Origin of the sequence: Methylophilus glucosoxydans, assembly GCF_042676145.1 — a bacterium.
Taxonomy (GTDB): Bacteria; Pseudomonadota; Gammaproteobacteria; order Burkholderiales; family Methylophilaceae; genus Methylophilus; species Methylophilus glucosoxydans.
Genome location: NZ_JBHTJW010000002.1, coordinates 692,899 through 707,098, shown reverse-complemented (window position 1 = coordinate 707,098; position 14,200 = coordinate 692,899). Strand labels below are relative to the sequence as shown.

The following is a 14,200-nucleotide window of genomic DNA, read 5'->3' as shown; positions in this document are numbered from 1 at the left end:
TAGATTTAAACAGTGGGGATACGGCATAAACTCCTGAGTAACGCACCCTTTCAGTTATAATCAATGCATTCGGATTAACGCTCGTCCAAGCTCCATGCCGCCTTCCGCACAGCCCCCAGCAGACCTCACGCAGACAGGCGTAACCGCGCCAGAAAACCCTGCCAGACTTGAGCCATTGATCAGTCAAATTGACGCCCTGCTGCCACAAACCCAGTGCGGCCAATGTGGATATAACGGCTGCCGACCCTATGCTGGCGCCATTGCTCGCGGCGAGGCAAACATCAACCAGTGCCCGCCGGGCGGCGACGCTGGCATATACGCACTGGCCGCCTTGCTCAACCAACCCTATCAAGCGCTCAATCCCGCACATGGCGTGACCAAAGGCAAACTGGTGGCCGTGATTGATGAAGACGCCTGCATTGGCTGTACGCTGTGTATCAAGGCCTGCCCGGTTGATGCCATCGTCGGTGCCTCCAAGCAAATGCATACGGTGATCGTGCAGGAATGCACCGGCTGTGAATTATGCCTGCCGCCCTGTCCGGTCGACTGCATCAGCCTGCAAGCCGTGCCGGGGCGGCAGATGGCAATGTCTCCCGCAGAATCCGACCTGGCAAGACGCCGCCATCAGCAGCGGCAAAAACGCTTGGCGCTTGAAAATCACGCAACAGCCCACACCTATGCCAAAGACCAGACACGGATGGAGACGAGGCCAGCCAGCGACACCGCGCAGCCAACCCCGGCCGCTAGCGAGGCGCTCAAACAGGCAGCGATTGCAACCGCACTGGCGCGTATCAAAGCCAGGCAGGCAGGCTAAGCCATTCCAATACATTGAAATCTTGTGATGAATGCTCAAAAAAGACAGGCCATTTTTGAAAGACTGGCGCAGGCCATTCCCAACCCCACCACAGAACTCGAGCATAGCTCCACCTTCGAGTTGCTCATTGCGGTGATTTTGTCTGCACAAGCGACAGACAAAGGCGTGAACATCGCCACGCGCAAGCTGTTCAAGGTCGCCAATACGCCGGCAACCATCCTGGCACTTGGGGTCGAAGGCCTGGAAAGTTATATCAAAACCATAGGCTTATATCACGCCAAAGCCCAAAACGTGCTCAAATGTTGCGAGCAATTGCTTAACTTGCATGACGGTAAAGTTCCAGATACCCGAGAAGCGCTCGAAGCCCTGGCCGGAGTTGGCCGAAAAACAGCCAATGTGATCCTGAATACCGCCTTTGGCCAACCCACCATTGCGGTCGATACCCATTTATTCCGCGTCGGCAACCGCACCAAACTGGCCCAGGGTAAGAATGTACTCGAGGTCGAACAGCGTTTTTTGAACTCGACACCTAAAGCCTTTTTAAAAGATGCGCATCATTTGCTGATTCTGCATGGCCGCTATACCTGCACAGCCCGCAACCCTAAATGTGGTGAATGTTGCATCGCCGATTTATGTGAATTTCACGACAAACAGATACAGCCGGTTGCCCCACCGGCAGGAGTTTAGCCATGGCCTTGTTTAATCCCAGCCGCGATGAAGTGAGGCAGTTTTTCTTTGATGCCTGGGCAAAATTCAAACAGCAACAAGCCTTGACCGAGCTGGAGAAAATGGCCGTGGGCATCATGCATATGCATCCCGAATACCACGACATCCTGGACCAGCCAGCCCATTACCTGCAACAGGCTTACTATCCTGAAATGGGAGAAACCAATCCGTTTTTGCATATGAGTTTGCACCTGTCCATCCAGGAACAAATCAGCATCAACCAGCCGATCGGCATTACGCAAGCCTACGGCAAACTGTGTACCCGCTTTCAGGAAGAGCACGCCGCCCAACATGCCTTGCTCGAATGCCTGGCAGAAACCATCTGGCTGGCGCAGCGCAATCAAACCGGTCTCGATGCCGCGCATTATTTGCAATTGATAGAACAACGCGCAGACATGCCCCCCAGTCAATAAGGCCTGGTATGTGCGTATGCTGGAAGATAAGTTGAATCACTTATTAAAGCACAAGGCGATTTATGCGAGCATGACAAGATCACCGACTCCCCTCTCTAGCTTGCTATGAAACTACTTTCAGTCAATGCGGCCATGCCGCAAACCGTTCACATCAACGGCAAACCCGTCCTCACTGGCATTTATAAAACACCCCTGACAGGCCAGGTTGCCGTGCAAGCGCTGGGCCTGGCGGGCGATGGTCAGGCCGATTTGACCGTGCATGGCGGCGAACACCAGGCCTTGTATGCCTACCCGGTTGAGCATTATGCGCATTGGCAAAACCGCTGGCAAAAAAGTACACTCGCGTATGGCACTTTTGGCGAAAACCTCACCGTACAAGGATTGCTCGAAAGTGACGTCTGTGTCGGCGATATCCTGCAAATCGGCGATGTGGTGCAGGTACAAGTGACCATGCCGCGCATTCCGTGCTTTAAATTCGGCCACAAAGTGGGCAAGCCCGACATGCTCGATGAGTTCTTGCGTAGCGGCTACAGCGGTTTTTACTTGCGTGTGCTGCAAGTCGGCCTCATTCAAGCCGGTGACGACATCCAGATTTTGCAGCGCGACGTGCACGGCATCAGCATACGCACCGCATTAGGACTGCAAAAACTCGGGGAAGGAGACCAGAAGCTGCTGCAAAAAGCCTTGCAGGTCAGTACGCTGGTGCCATTGCTACGCAAAGTCTATTCTGAACGACTGTCGCAACTGGGATAGTTTGTGTCACACCCATGGGAGCTTACGTCACTCTCCTGCAAACGCTATTCCACCGCCCTTGAATCTATGATTCAATAGCCGCCATGAAACCGAATCCGCATGACTGGCTCAATGAACATGGCGACTATCTTTACCGTTTTGCCCTCGCCCGCTTGCGCGACAGTCATCAAGCTGAAGATGTCGTGCAGGAAACCTTGCTTGCAGCCATCAAAAATCCAAACTTTGCCGAACACTCCAGCCCACGCACCTGGCTGACCGGCATCCTCAAGCATAAAATCATAGACTGTCTGCGCAAACAACTGCGTGAAGTGCCCGCCTCGGAACTCATGCGCGAAGAAGATGCCAATATGGATGAGTTTTTTGATGAAACAGGGCACTGGGCAGAAAAGCCGCAGGCGTGGGATATGCCACAGCAAGCCTTGCAACAAAGCCAGTTCCTGACCATATTGCAACAATGCATGGAGCGGCTGCCACAAAAACTGGCGGCGATTTTCACCATGCGCGAAGTCGATGACATGGAGAATGAAGAAATTTGTAAGGTACTCGAGATCAGCGCGACCAATGCTTGGGTCATGCTATACCGCGCCCGCATGAGTCTGCGAAAATGTCTTGAGATGAACTGGTAACCATAGGTAGCACAGAAAATAAATGTTGAGTTGCAAACAAACCAGCCTGCTGGTCTCGCAATCACTGGACCGTCCACTCAACTGGCGTGAGCGGTGGGCGGTGAGAGTGCATTTGCTCATTTGCGTCTATTGCAGGCGTTTTAAACAGCAACTGCTGTGGATGCGCCGTCACCTCGCCAGTTGGCAGCAACAGGCGGCGGACGATCAGTCACTGACGCTCTCTGCAACAGCCAAGGAACGAATCACACAACAACTGGACAAGTTTTACTGATGTCCGCTTTTCAATCTGAGCAAGAAGGAAAAAATCATGAAAAAGCAAAATGTGGCATTAATGACAGGTGCAGTGGCCTTGTCAATTGCAGCGGTCAGCGCGCATGCCGCCAGCAATCCGTTTGAAATCAAAGCGCTCGCGCAAGGATACCAGGTGGCAGAAGCCACAGACAGCAAAGCCAAGGAAGGCAAATGTGCGAGCGGCCAATGTGGGGCACACAAGAAAAAGATGAAAGAAGGCAGCTGCTCTGCCGAGAAAATGAAAGAGGGTTCTTGCCACCACCATAAAAGCAAAGAGGGCAGCTGTTCAGCAGAAAAAATGAAGGAGGGTGGCTGCTCTGCCGAGAAAATGAAAGAAGGTGCCTGTCACGCCAGCAAATCCTGAGGGACCCTAGCGCCATGGCGTTACGCTCAGAGATTCAGGGTGCGGGCTTGGGGCTCAAGCGTGAGCTGATTCCCCAACTGATGCGTCAACATGGGGAGCCACAGCTCAGCGCGCTGCAGTTTTTGGAGATTGCCCCGGAAAACTGGTTACAGGCTGGCGGCAAATACGCGGCGGAGCTGGACTGGTTTGCACAACGCTACCCGATGGTTTGCCATGGCTTGTGTTTATCGTTGGGCGGTCCAGACCCGCTGAACATCGCTTTTCTCAAACAGCTTAAGCAGTTTCTGAAAGACTTCGAGATTCCGCTCTATACCGAGCACCTGAGTTATTGCAGCGACCTGAGCAATGGCTATATTTATGATTTACTGCCTATCCCCTTCACGCATGAAGCGGTGAAATACGTGGCGCAACGCATCCGGCAAACGCAGGATATTCTGGAGCAGCGCATCGCCGTTGAAAATACCTCGTTTTACGTGGCGGCACCAATGTCAGACATGGATGAAATCAGCTTTATCAATGTCGTATTGACCGAGGCGGATTGCGACCTGCATCTGGATATCAACAATGTGTATGTCAACAGCGTCAACTTTCAGTTTGATCCTTATGCCTTTTTGGACCAGATCCCAGCAGAGCGTGTGGTGTACGGGCACTTGGCCGGGCATTGGCAAGCGCAACCTGACTTACTGGTAGACACGCATGGCGAAGCGGTCATTGAGCCGGTCTGGCAATTGCTCAACCATGCCTATCGCAACTTGGCAATCTTCCCGACGCTGCTGGAGCGGGATAGCAATATTCCGGCACTCAACGAAGTCATGCTTGAAGTGAAGCGGATTGCGCAATCACAGCAATCGCAATTGCTGACCGACGCAAACATGCTGCCAGAGGTGGCCTGATGCCTGCCTTTCAGGATTACCAGGCCGACTTTACCGCCCATTTGCGTCAGCCAGCGGAGCATGCCCCTCCGCATGGGGTAGACCGCAAACGCATGCGCATTTACACGGAGATCGTCTTTAACCAGTTTTTGACTAGCCTGCAAGCCTGTTTTCCTGTGCTCAGATCCATCCTCGGCAAGCGCATCTTTCAACGCCTGGCGCGGCAGTGCTTCTCCAGGCAAACATTTGCCAATCCCTTGTTTCAGGATATTCCCGCCAGATTTGTCGATTTTTTAAGCATCCATCAAGCCGCTGACCTGCCACCATACACGGCTGCATTGGCCCATTATGAATGGATAGAACTGGCGCTTAGTCGCGAGCTGGCAGAAGCACCATTGCCAGCGGCCGCGCAAACAGCGTTGGCGCCTGGACTCGCCCATCGCGTCAGCCTGACCGCCGTGCATCGCCTGCTGCATTATGCTTTTCCGGTACATCAACTGTCGCGCAAGCAACGACATCTCCCTGCCGCTGACACTTACCTGCTCGTGTATCGCACGCCAGATTTCCAGATACGCTTTATCCAACTCAACGTGATCACCTACCAATTGTTACAACAGATACGTCTGCATCCGGCCACTACCGAACAACATTTGCTAGAATTGTCCCAACATCTGCCAGATCTGCCGCGCGAGACTTTGCTTCAATTTGGAATAGAGACCTTGCAGACCCTGGCCGCAGCGCAAGCGATCGACGTTACCCCAGCACAGGACTAATACGCACCGGACTCATTAATCCACGTAAATAATTACCTCTAAAGTATAAATATCATTAATATTTATCGTGAAAAGGACTTTTTTGTCTAAAATAAATCCAGTTCGGGATTTTTTCCCGACATTCGCCACCTCATAACAGGTGGACATTCAGGGAAGCTGATACAATAAAAAAATAAATATTTACATTAAATTAACCATGCAAAATACTCTTGCCAAAGAAGCTTTAAAACAATTTCGAATTATTTTTGGAACCGTGAGGCAACCCTTCAGGGAGATTGAAGTGTCGTGTGGCATTTCAGGCTCGCAATTGTGGTTATTACACGAAATCGCCACGCACCCAGAATTAGGTGTTTCTCGTCTGGCTGAAAATCTGGCCATCCATCAATCGACCTGTAGCTTGCTCGTCGAAAAACTGGTCAAAAAACAATTGGTGCAAAAACAGCGTCAAAGCGAAGACCAACGCAAAGTCGGCCTGATTGTGACTGATGCTGGGCACGCGGTGCTCGCCAAGGCACCGAAACCAGTAGATGGCATTCTGCCGCAAGTCCTGCACACACTGGATATCGAAGCTTTAAAAGAGTTAAATGCCTCGTTGAACATGGTCATTACCAAGTTGGACGCACAATCCAAAGCGCTCGCCGATCAGCCACTGGGTGATATGTAAAATAATCACTTGATTTGAGATTAAGAATCACTGTTTGCGTCACAAATCATTCACCAGGCTTCAGCTAAACTCAGCCCTCAAGCAGCTCAAAACAACTTACACAAATAAAAAAGTCGGCAACTGCCGACTTTTTTATTTGTATCTTGAATCCTGCAAAAGCGAGCTATTCGCCAAACACTGCCGCCTCACGTGCCGCTGCCGTTTTGATGACTTCGGCTTTGGCCGCATTATCCAGATCCCACCATTGGCGGATTTCCTCTAGCGTTCTAAAGCAGCCCTGGCAAAAACCACTCACTTCGTCCATGCTGCACACCCCGACACATGGTGAGGCAATTTCCTGTTCTGACATGCTGATTTCCTTTCAAACTTACCCTAGCTCAAAGCACCGTGGCAATTTTTATATTTTTTGCCAGAACCACATGGGCAAGGGTCATTACGCCCGACACGTACGCCTTCAGGCACATTCAAAGATTCCGCGGCGCTTGCATCTGTAGTCGCCAATGCAGAGTCGTAATCCGTGTGTTGATACTGCACATTTGCCACCTCGGCGGCGCGCATGGCTTCTTCTGCGCGGCGCTCTTCGGCTTCAAGCTCTTCGCGGGAACGAATCTGGACCTGCATGGTGATCTTGGTAACTTCACTTTTCACCGTATTCAACAGCGACTCAAACAGCTCAAACGCTTCACGCTTGTATTCCTGTTTGGGGTTCTTTTGCGCATAAGAACGCAAATGAATACCTTGGCGCAAATGATCCAGTGCCGCCAAATGCTCGCGCCAGTGGTTATCCAGGCTTTGCAACATGACGGATCGCTCGAAATTACGCATGTTGTCATTGCCTGCGAGTGCCTCCTTGGCACCATACAGTTCGTTGGCAGCATTGAGGATACGCTCACGCAAGGTTTCCTCATGCAGGTCAGGGTTGGTTTCCAGCCATTCCGCCACTGGCAAGGTCAAACCAAGCTCAGCCTGCAAAGCCTGCTCGAGCGCTGGGACTTCCCATTGCTCTTCCACGCTGCCTGGAGGAACGTAAGTATTAAACAAGCTGTTGATGACGTCTTCGCGCATGGCATGAATCGTTTGACCGACATCAATAGACTCTAGCAACTCATTGCGCTGTTCGTATATCACCTTGCGCTGGTCATTGGAGACATCATCGTATTCCAGCAATTGCTTGCGGATGTCAAAGTTACGACCTTCAACCTTGCGTTGCGCGTTTTCAATGGCGCGCGTCACCATGGCATGTTCAATCGCTTCACCTTCAGGCATGTTGAGGCGGGTCATAATCGCCGCCACGCGCTCACCGGAGAAAATACGCAACAATGGATCTTCAAGCGACAGATAGAAGCGGCTAGAGCCTGGATCGCCCTGACGGCCTGCACGGCCACGAAGCTGGTTATCTACACGGCGAGATTCGTGACGCTCGGTACCGATGATATGCAAACCGCCCGCTGCCAGCACGGCATCATGGCGCTGCTGCCACTCGGCTTTGAGCTGGGCAATTTTGCCGGCTTTTTCTGCCTCAGACAGTTTTTCATCCTGCTGGATAGCATGAATTTCATTTTCCGAATTACCGCCGAGCACAATATCGGTACCGCGGCCAGCCATGTTAGTGGCAATGGTAATCACGCCTGGGCGACCGGCCTCTGCCACGATGCTTGCTTCGCGCTCATGCTGTTTAGCATTCAATACCTGATGTTCAAGCTTGGCCTGAGTCAGGAGCTTGGAAATCAGTTCGGAGTTTTCAATCGAGGTAGTGCCGACCAGCACAGGCTGGCCTTTGGCCTGACACTGTTTGATATCCTCAATGACGGCTTTGTATTTTTCCATCGCCGTGCGGTAGACCTTGTCCATCGCGTCCAGGCGCTGTACCGGTCTGTGGGTTGGAATCACCACGGTTTCCAAGCCATAAATCTGGTTAAACTCATAGGCCTCGGTATCAGCCGTCCCGGTCATGCCGCTCAGCTTTTGATACATGCGGAAATAGTTCTGGAACGTGATCGAAGCCAGGGTCTGGTTTTCTTTCTGGATGGTCACGCCTTCTTTGGCTTCGACTGCCTGATGCAGGCCATCAGACCAGCGGCGGCCCGGCATCATGCGGCCAGAAAACTCATCGACGATGACGATCTCGCCGTTACGCACGACATAATGCTGATCCCGATGATAGAGATTTTGTGCGCGCAAGGAGGCATACAAATGATGCACCAGCGTAATATTCGCCGGTTCATACAGGCTTGAACCCGCCGTCAGCAAGCCGGTTTGTTCCAGCAATTGCTCGGCATGCTCATGCCCGGCTTCACTCATGGTCACACTCTGGGCTTTTTCATCTACCCAGAAGTCGCCTTCACCCTCTTCGGCTTGCTGACGCACCAATTGCTTGGCCACTTCATTGATGGCGCCATACAAATCCACGCTGTGTTCCGCCTGGCCGGAAATAATCAAGGGCGTACGCGCTTCATCGATCAGGATAGAGTCCACCTCATCCACCAGCGCATAATGCAAAGGACGCTGTACGCGCTCCTCTTTGCTAAACACCATGTTGTCGCGCAGGTAATCAAAGCCGAACTCGTTATTGGTCCCGTAGGTAATGTCTGCCGCATAGGCCAGCTGCTTGGCATCATGCGTCATTTGAGACAGGTTAATGCCTACGCTCAGACCCAGGAAGTTATACAGCTTGCCCATCCATTCGGCGTCACGCTTGGCCAGATAGTCGTTAACCGTCACCACATGTACGCCTTTACCGGTCAAGGCATTCAAATAAGTTGGTAAAGTCGCCACCAGGGTTTTACCTTCACCGGTACGCATTTCGGCAATTTTGCCTGCGTTGAGCACCATACCACCGATCAGCTGTACATCGAAGTGACGCATCCCCAACACGCGCTTGCCGCCCTCACGCACAACCGCAAAAGCTTCTGGCAACAGCTTTTCCAGGCTCTCGCCGCCGGCATAACGCTGCTTGAACTCCTCAGTTTTAGCCCGCAACTGCTCATCCGAGAGTGCGGCGATTTCTGACTCTAATGCATTGATTTGTTTGACGATTTGCTGGTACTGCTTGACGAGCCGATCATTGCGGCTACCAAATACTTTTTTAAACAACGAGGCTAACATGAGTCACACCGATTTCCGCTGACGCGGTGTTAATTGAAATAAACAGAGATTGTATAAGATATAGAGGGCGATTGTCTCAATTATTGTATTGCCTGACTGGGTCAGGAATGATTTTTGAGATACTCACGCGGGTCCAGCGGGTTGCCATTGAGACGAATTTCATAATGCAAATGCGGCCCGGTTGAGCGTCCGGTACTGCCAATTAAGGCAATCTTTTGACCCTTGGTAACACGGTCTCCCGGGTTCACCAATAACTTCGAATTGTGGGCATAGCGCGTTTCAAGACCCGCGCCATGGTCAATCTTGAGCAAATTGCCATAGTCTGCGGTTTGTACCGCGGTGGTCACAATACCGTCTGCGGCAGCATAAACCGGCGTCCCCACCGAGGCTGGGAAATCCAGGCCTTCGTGGAAAGCGCGATGGCCACTCATGGGATCAATCCGCCAGCCATAACTGGACGAACTATACGCGGCTTCCACCGGACTACTATTAGGCAGCATTTCGCGCAATACGCTCTTTTGCAACAACTTGGCCTCAAGCTTGCCCTGATACTCATCACGCAAATCGAGGTCTGCAGACATTTGCTCGATGGTTGCTTTCAGGTCTTCCTCACTCAGCGGAGAATCTTTTACCAGCGGCCCCCCGCGGCCCATCATGTCGTTGACCGGCGTTCTTTCATTAATCGGCTCGGCAGTCGATTTGACGCCTGCCAATTTGGACAAGCGCTGATTTTGCGCATCCAGCCGCAAAATACGCGCCTGCAATTCGCCAATTTGCTTGGCATAAGCATCGAGGTGATTTTGGGTAGACAACATGGCACCACGCAAGTGAGGCGGCAGCATAGCTTTAACGCCTTGTGATTTAATGACCTGCTGCGGTGTGATAAACAACAGCGTCAACACGATAGGCACCAAAATCAGCGCCAGCACCAAGCCGACACTTTCAAACACGCCCAATGTTTTGGGCTTGGCCATTTTTTCTGAAACAATAATGATATTAATCATGCTACGAACTCTCGCGATGCACCCGCCGCATGCCGACTAAACATGCATGACAGCGATGTGGTGTACAATATTCAAGCATTCTGTGGACAACCGGCCATGTTCAAAATCAACCAGATTTTCAAACATCATCAAGCGCTCAAACCGCTACTACAAGAAGCGGATGACCGTCAGCAATTACAACAATGCTGGTCTGCAGTTGCCCCGGAATTTTCCAGGCTTTCGCATGTGCTAGCCCTACAAGAGGGGGCGCTAACGATTGCAGTGCAATCAGGCGCTGTGGCCAGCAGAATCAGGCTAATGGAAGCCCAATTACTGCGAAAAATCCAGGAATTTAGTCAAAACTCCCGGAAAATCAAGGCTTTAAACCTTAACGCAATTAAGGTCAAAGTGCAAGTAAAATCTCGCCCGCCTAGCAAAACCAAACGCATCAAATCCCCGTCCAAGCACGCCTTAACGGCACTCGAACGTTGCGCCAAACAAATCGACAATCCTGCGCTGGAAGCGGCCCTGCTTGAGTTTGTCGATCACCAGCGTCAAGACTGAGCCAACCTCACCTGTTAGCCGGGAACCCGGCCATCTCTGCAATCAGAGTACGTATGCTCCGCTATTACACGCTATTGTAGGTGCACACTAATAGTGCAATAATGCCCCAACCTGTTACATTCCATTAACAAATCTGGCAACAGGGTGGTGAGCAGTCATTATCTTCAACGTAGTTTCATCAGGAACAGGAGAAGTCATGTCAGTTGCACTAATGTTAGCGCTTGGTGCCGCCGTTCTGGCGGTAGTGTATGGCGTCGTAATGAGTCAATGGATTTCAGGGTTGCCCGCGGGGAACGCCCGCATGCAAGAAATTGCCGGCGCCATTCAACAAGGGGCGGCTGCCTATCTCTCCCGACAATACAAAACGATTGCCCTGGTTGGGGTTGTTTTGACGATCTTGATCGGTATTTTTCTAAACCCGCAAACTGCCATCGGATTTGTGATTGGCGCGGTTCTCTCCGGGGCCTGCGGATTTATAGGCATGAACGTCTCGGTGAAAGCAAACGTACGGACCGCTCAAGCCGCGACGCATGGCATAGGGGCGGCTCTGGATGTCGCATTTAAAGGCGGCGCAATCACTGGCATGCTCGTCGTTGGCCTGGGGCTGTTAGGGGTGGCAGGGTTTTATATCTACCTGGGTGCTGAGCAGGCGACTGATCTGAACCCACTGATTGGCCTGGCTTTTGGTTCCTCGTTGATCTCTATCTTTGCGCGCTTGGGCGGTGGCATTTTCACCAAGGGCGCCGATGTCGGGGCCGACCTGGTAGGTAAGGTAGAAGCGGGTATTCCTGAAGATGATCCCCGCAACCCGGCTGTGATTGCGGACAATGTCGGCGACAATGTGGGTGACTGCGCAGGCATGGCGGCTGACCTGTTTGAAACTTACGCGGTGACCCTGATTGCCACCATGGTACTGGGGGGACTGATGGCAACAGAAGCAGGTGCCAATGGCATCATTTACCCCTTGTTGCTAGGTGCGGTTTCCATCGTCGCCTCAACTATTGGCTGCTTTTTTGTCAAAGCCTCGCCCGGTATGAAGAATGTGATGCCCGCGCTATATAAAGGCCTGGCGGTCGCTGGCGTCCTCTCGCTAATTGCGTTTTACTTTGTCACGCAATATGTATTCCCGCAAGGCTATACCCATGGTGAAGTCACGGTGTCCAGCCTGGCCCTGTTTGGCGCCTGTGCGGTAGGGCTGGGACTGACCGCGGCACTGGTATGGATTACCGAATACTACACCGGCACTGATTACGCGCCGGTCAAACACGTGGCGCAAGCCTCTACCACCGGCCATGCCACCAATATTATTGCCGGGATAGGCGTCTCGATGAAGTCCACCGCCCTGCCTGTACTCTCGGTGTGTCTTGCGATTTATGTCGCTTTTCACCTGGCAGGACTGTATGGGGTAGCCATTGCCGCCATGGCCATGCTCAGTATGGCAGGCATTGTCGTGGCTTTGGATGCTTACGGCCCGATCACCGATAACGCAGGCGGGATTGCCGAAATGGCTGAATTGCCTAGTAGTGTCCGCGAGGTGACTGACCCGCTGGATGCTGTAGGCAACACCACCAAAGCGGTCACCAAAGGCTATGCTATTGGCTCCGCAGGCCTGGCAGCGTTGGTCCTGTTTGCAGACTACACACACAAGCTTGAAAGCGCCGGTATCACTGCCAGCTTTGATTTGAGCGACCCCAAAGTCATCATAGGCTTGTTTATCGGCGGCTTGATTCCATATCTGTTTGCCGCCATGGCCATGGAAGCGGTAGGTCGTGCCGCAGGCAGTGTGGTTGAAGAAGTCCGCCGCCAGTTTCGCGAAATCAAAGGCATTATGGAGGGCACAGCCAAACCTGAATACGGCAAAGCCGTGGATATGCTGACCAGCGCTGCCATCAAGGAAATGATGTTGCCCTCCCTGCTGCCGGTGGCCGCACCGATTGTGGTCGGACTGGTTCTGGGGCCGGTCGCACTGGGTGGTTTGTTGATGGGCACCATCGTGACCGGCTTATTTGTCGCTATCTCGATGTGTACTGGTGGTGGCGCCTGGGATAACGCCAAGAAATACATTGAGGATGGCCATTATGGCGGCAAAGGGTCTGATGCGCACAAGGCGGCCGTGACAGGCGATACCGTTGGTGACCCTTACAAGGATACGGCGGGCCCAGCTGTGAACCCGCTGATCAAGATCATCAATATTGTGGCGCTGCTGATCGTGCCCTTATTACATTGACCTTGGATTTTAAGCGTTCATAAAGCAAAAAGCCGGGCGAACGACCCGGCTTTGTTGTGCGCGTTGCAACAAATTAGAACGCTGGCTTCACTTTAAAACGCTGGCTTCACTTCGGCCTTGTTGTAACGGGCAACCCCATCCACGATTTCCTTGTGGGCATCTTCAATCCCCACCCAACCTTCAATTTTCACCCACTTACCCTTGTCCAGATCTTTGTAGTGCTCAAAGAAGTGCGCAATCATATCCAGGCGCCAAGGCGATACATCGGTCAATGTTTTTTGATAAGCATAGAGGCCGCAGACTTTCTCAACCGGCACCGCCAGCACTTTGGCATCACCACCCGCTTCGTCCGTCATTTTCAGCATGCCCAATGCACGGCAACGCACGACCACACCTGGCAACAAAGGCACTGGCGTAATCACCAGCACATCCACCGGGTCTCCATCATCGCCCAGGGTATGTGGAATGTAACCATAGTTACATGGATACTGCATGGAGGTGCCCATAAAGCGATCGACGAACAGTGCGCCGCTTTCTTTATCTACTTCATATTTCACTGGATCACCATTGGCTGGGATCTCGATAATGACGTTAAAGTCGTGGGGCAAATCTTTGCCGCTAGGCACCAAATTCAAAGACATGTTTTTAAACCTATCCCTATAAAAAAATCGCCATTATAGGCGATTAATATGAACATTTGCTGGCAAACAACACTATTTTTGATCCTGCTCAGCCGCGACCGCATCGCGGCATGCCTGCCTGATCGTCACAGGAATCAGCTTGAGCGCGAGATACAGCAACAGCGGAATAATCACCAATTCATCAAGCTGGCCAATCAGCGGAATAAAGTCGGGAATCAGATCAAACGGCAACACCAGATACGCCAAGGCTAGCCATAATAACGCTTTGGCTAACCAGGGCGTTTGCGGATGTGCAAGCAATGCGCGATAAAACAAGACCTCTTGTTTAAAGCGTTGGCCCAGCGTCACCAGTTGTGCACGAAACCCCATCGCCCTTGACCGATT

General features: G+C 52.2%; 17 protein-coding genes. 12 read left to right on the top strand and 5 right to left on the bottom strand.

Translation table 11 applies throughout. From position 1 onward, the window contains the following. Window positions 1-94: 94 nt before the first annotated feature. The 10 genes from rsxB to ACFQ1T_RS05910 all read left to right on the top strand — a co-directional run bounded on the left by rsxB (window position 95) and on the right by ACFQ1T_RS05910 (window position 6,296). Window positions 95-814, top strand: a complete 720-nt coding sequence (rsxB, locus tag ACFQ1T_RS05955) for an electron transport complex subunit RsxB (protein WP_379074802.1) — start codon at window positions 95-97, stop codon at window positions 812-814. A 27-nt stretch (window positions 815-841) separates the two neighbouring features. Further along, entirely contained in the window at window positions 842-1,501 is a 660-nt protein-coding gene (nth, locus tag ACFQ1T_RS05950) for an endonuclease III (protein WP_379074799.1), read from the top strand. A 2-nt stretch (window positions 1,502-1,503) separates the two neighbouring features. Beyond that, window positions 1,504-1,953: a DUF1841 family protein gene (locus ACFQ1T_RS05945; protein WP_275356285.1), complete on the top strand. Its 450-nt coding sequence runs from the start codon at window positions 1,504-1,506 to the stop codon at window positions 1,951-1,953. Window positions 1,954-2,058: 105 nt separating this feature from the next. Continuing rightward, complete coding sequence (locus ACFQ1T_RS05940; protein ID WP_379074796.1) at window positions 2,059-2,706, top strand: MOSC domain-containing protein; 648 nt, start codon at window positions 2,059-2,061, stop codon at window positions 2,704-2,706. 83 nt (window positions 2,707-2,789) lie between these two features. Then, complete coding sequence (locus ACFQ1T_RS05935; protein WP_379074793.1) at window positions 2,790-3,332, top strand: sigma-70 family RNA polymerase sigma factor; 543 nt, start codon at window positions 2,790-2,792, stop codon at window positions 3,330-3,332. A 22-nt stretch (window positions 3,333-3,354) separates the two neighbouring features. Next, window positions 3,355-3,603, top strand: a complete 249-nt coding sequence (locus ACFQ1T_RS05930; protein WP_194748632.1) for a zf-HC2 domain-containing protein — start codon at window positions 3,355-3,357, stop codon at window positions 3,601-3,603. Between the two features lie 36 nt (window positions 3,604-3,639). Continuing rightward, on the top strand, window positions 3,640-3,987 hold the full coding sequence (locus tag ACFQ1T_RS05925; RefSeq protein WP_379074790.1) for a hypothetical protein: 348 nt from the start codon (window positions 3,640-3,642) through the stop codon (window positions 3,985-3,987). Between the two features lie 14 nt (window positions 3,988-4,001). Further along, on the top strand, window positions 4,002-4,880 hold the full coding sequence (locus ACFQ1T_RS05920) for an HvfB family MNIO-type RiPP peptide maturase (protein ID WP_379074787.1): 879 nt from the start codon (window positions 4,002-4,004) through the stop codon (window positions 4,878-4,880). Then, window positions 4,880-5,632 carry an HvfC family RiPP maturation protein gene (locus ACFQ1T_RS05915; RefSeq protein WP_379074784.1) on the top strand — a complete coding sequence of 251 codons (753 nt, stop codon included), beginning with the start codon at window positions 4,880-4,882 and terminating at the stop codon, window positions 5,630-5,632. The genes ACFQ1T_RS05920 and ACFQ1T_RS05915 overlap by 1 nt, the downstream gene beginning before the upstream one ends. Before the next feature lie 196 nt (window positions 5,633-5,828). Then, on the top strand, window positions 5,829-6,296 hold the full coding sequence (locus tag ACFQ1T_RS05910; protein ID WP_379074781.1) for a MarR family winged helix-turn-helix transcriptional regulator: 468 nt from the start codon (window positions 5,829-5,831) through the stop codon (window positions 6,294-6,296). Between the two features lie 163 nt (window positions 6,297-6,459). Here ACFQ1T_RS05910 and ACFQ1T_RS05905 read toward each other — a convergent pair whose 3' ends face one another. The 3 genes from ACFQ1T_RS05905 to ACFQ1T_RS05895 all read right to left on the bottom strand — a co-directional run bounded on the left by ACFQ1T_RS05905 (window position 6,460) and on the right by ACFQ1T_RS05895 (window position 10,405). Further along, window positions 6,460-6,645, bottom strand: a complete 186-nt coding sequence (locus ACFQ1T_RS05905; RefSeq protein ID WP_194748637.1) for a DUF1289 domain-containing protein — start codon at window positions 6,643-6,645, stop codon at window positions 6,460-6,462. A 23-nt stretch (window positions 6,646-6,668) separates the two neighbouring features. After that, a complete protein-coding gene (gene secA / locus ACFQ1T_RS05900) occupies window positions 6,669-9,401 on the bottom strand; it encodes a preprotein translocase subunit SecA (protein WP_379074776.1) in 2,733 nt (910 codons plus the stop codon). A 101-nt stretch (window positions 9,402-9,502) separates the two neighbouring features. After that, a complete protein-coding gene (locus ACFQ1T_RS05895) occupies window positions 9,503-10,405 on the bottom strand; it encodes a M23 family metallopeptidase (RefSeq protein ID WP_194748639.1) in 903 nt (300 codons plus the stop codon). Window positions 10,406-10,447: 42 nt separating this feature from the next. Between ACFQ1T_RS05895 and ACFQ1T_RS05890 the strand changes: the two genes are divergently transcribed. Together ACFQ1T_RS05890 and ACFQ1T_RS05885 are read left to right on the top strand one after the other, a co-directional pair. Then, window positions 10,448-10,948: a DUF721 domain-containing protein gene (locus ACFQ1T_RS05890; RefSeq protein ID WP_228518830.1), complete on the top strand. Its 501-nt coding sequence runs from the start codon at window positions 10,448-10,450 to the stop codon at window positions 10,946-10,948. Between the two features lie 196 nt (window positions 10,949-11,144). After that, on the top strand, window positions 11,145-13,175 hold the full coding sequence (locus tag ACFQ1T_RS05885; RefSeq protein ID WP_379074773.1) for a sodium-translocating pyrophosphatase: 2,031 nt from the start codon (window positions 11,145-11,147) through the stop codon (window positions 13,173-13,175). 92 nt (window positions 13,176-13,267) lie between these two features. Here ACFQ1T_RS05885 and ppa read toward each other — a convergent pair whose 3' ends face one another. Continuing rightward, window positions 13,268-13,816, bottom strand: a complete 549-nt coding sequence (gene ppa, locus ACFQ1T_RS05880; protein WP_194748641.1) for an inorganic diphosphatase — start codon at window positions 13,814-13,816, stop codon at window positions 13,268-13,270. A gap of 72 nt (window positions 13,817-13,888) precedes the next feature. Continuing rightward, a complete protein-coding gene (locus ACFQ1T_RS05875; protein ID WP_194748642.1) occupies window positions 13,889-14,185 on the bottom strand; it encodes a YkvA family protein in 297 nt (98 codons plus the stop codon). Between the last annotated feature and the right edge of the window lie 15 nt (window positions 14,186-14,200).

What these genes read in the sequence shown, in the direction of transcription:
- rsxB (WP_379074802.1), top strand. Translation starts at nt 95, where the DNA reads ATGCCGCCTTCCGCACAGCCCCCAGCAGACCTCACGCAGACAGGCGTA.
- nth (WP_379074799.1), top strand. Translation starts at nt 842, where the DNA reads ATGAATGCTCAAAAAAGACAGGCCATTTTTGAAAGACTGGCGCAGGCC.
- ACFQ1T_RS05945 (WP_275356285.1), top strand. Translation starts at nt 1,504, where the DNA reads ATGGCCTTGTTTAATCCCAGCCGCGATGAAGTGAGGCAGTTTTTCTTT.
- ACFQ1T_RS05940 (WP_379074796.1), top strand. Translation starts at nt 2,059, where the DNA reads ATGAAACTACTTTCAGTCAATGCGGCCATGCCGCAAACCGTTCACATC.
- ACFQ1T_RS05935 (WP_379074793.1), top strand. Translation starts at nt 2,790, where the DNA reads ATGAAACCGAATCCGCATGACTGGCTCAATGAACATGGCGACTATCTT.
- ACFQ1T_RS05930 (WP_194748632.1), top strand. Translation starts at nt 3,355, where the DNA reads ATGTTGAGTTGCAAACAAACCAGCCTGCTGGTCTCGCAATCACTGGAC.
- ACFQ1T_RS05925 (WP_379074790.1), top strand. Translation starts at nt 3,640, where the DNA reads ATGAAAAAGCAAAATGTGGCATTAATGACAGGTGCAGTGGCCTTGTCA.
- ACFQ1T_RS05920 (WP_379074787.1), top strand. Translation starts at nt 4,002, where the DNA reads ATGGCGTTACGCTCAGAGATTCAGGGTGCGGGCTTGGGGCTCAAGCGT.
- ACFQ1T_RS05915 (WP_379074784.1), top strand. Translation starts at nt 4,880, where the DNA reads ATGCCTGCCTTTCAGGATTACCAGGCCGACTTTACCGCCCATTTGCGT.
- ACFQ1T_RS05910 (WP_379074781.1), top strand. Translation starts at nt 5,829, where the DNA reads ATGCAAAATACTCTTGCCAAAGAAGCTTTAAAACAATTTCGAATTATT.
- ACFQ1T_RS05905 (WP_194748637.1), bottom strand. Translation starts at nt 6,645, where the DNA reads ATGTCAGAACAGGAAATTGCCTCACCATGTGTCGGGGTGTGCAGCATG.
- secA (WP_379074776.1), bottom strand. Translation starts at nt 9,401, where the DNA reads ATGTTAGCCTCGTTGTTTAAAAAAGTATTTGGTAGCCGCAATGATCGG.
- ACFQ1T_RS05895 (WP_194748639.1), bottom strand. Translation starts at nt 10,405, where the DNA reads ATGATTAATATCATTATTGTTTCAGAAAAAATGGCCAAGCCCAAAACA.
- ACFQ1T_RS05890 (WP_228518830.1), top strand. Translation starts at nt 10,448, where the DNA reads ATGCATGACAGCGATGTGGTGTACAATATTCAAGCATTCTGTGGACAA.
- ACFQ1T_RS05885 (WP_379074773.1), top strand. Translation starts at nt 11,145, where the DNA reads ATGTCAGTTGCACTAATGTTAGCGCTTGGTGCCGCCGTTCTGGCGGTA.
- ppa (WP_194748641.1), bottom strand. Translation starts at nt 13,816, where the DNA reads ATGTCTTTGAATTTGGTGCCTAGCGGCAAAGATTTGCCCCACGACTTT.
- ACFQ1T_RS05875 (WP_194748642.1), bottom strand. Translation starts at nt 14,185, where the DNA reads ATGGGGTTTCGTGCACAACTGGTGACGCTGGGCCAACGCTTTAAACAA.